1 protein-coding gene is annotated in these 573 nt (G+C 44.9%); it reads left to right on the forward strand.

What is annotated here, in order from left to right:
* Positions 1–233: 233 nt before the first annotated feature.
* The coding region (dsbG, locus tag E2K52_RS14595) for a thiol:disulfide interchange protein DsbG (protein ID WP_151205704.1) at positions 234–573 on the forward strand (340 nt) is incomplete at its 3' end.

Consider the following 573-nt stretch of genomic DNA (forward strand, 5'->3'; position numbering starts at 1 on the left):
CGGCGATAAAAAGTAAAATGGCCCCCTTTCCAGGTGACCGTGTAATCTGAACTACCCTTTGGTATCTTCAGCGACTGCCTGCAGGCTGAGTGTTGCCCTTACAAATGCAACAACGACATGGATTACAACACCCTCATAAACAAAGGGCAATCACCTGATCTAAGCTCTTACCTATGACAGTGATAGGTTATGCCTTTTACTCGACTTTTGCACTGACTGAAAAGGACAAATTAATGTTAAAAAAGATACTTTTACTGGCTCTGCTTCATGCAATCGCCTTCGCAGAGGAACTTCCTGCTCCAGTAAAAGCGATTGAAAAACAGGGCATTACAATCATCAAAACGTTCGATGCCCCCGGAGGAATGAAAGGTTATCTCGGAAAGTATCAGGATATGGGCGTCACCATCTACCTGACTCCAGATGGTAAGCACGCTATCTCTGGTTACATGTACAACGAGAAAGGTGAAAACCTGAGTAACACACTTATCGAAAAAGAAATTTACGCACCAGCCGGACGCGAAATGTGGCAACGGATGGAACAATCCCACTGGCTCCTCGACGGTAAAAAAGATG

The sequence above is a fragment of the Acinetobacter sp. RF14B genome, from assembly GCF_006864105.1.
GTDB classification, from domain to species: Bacteria; Pseudomonadota; Gammaproteobacteria; order Pseudomonadales; family Moraxellaceae; genus Acinetobacter; species Acinetobacter lwoffii_C.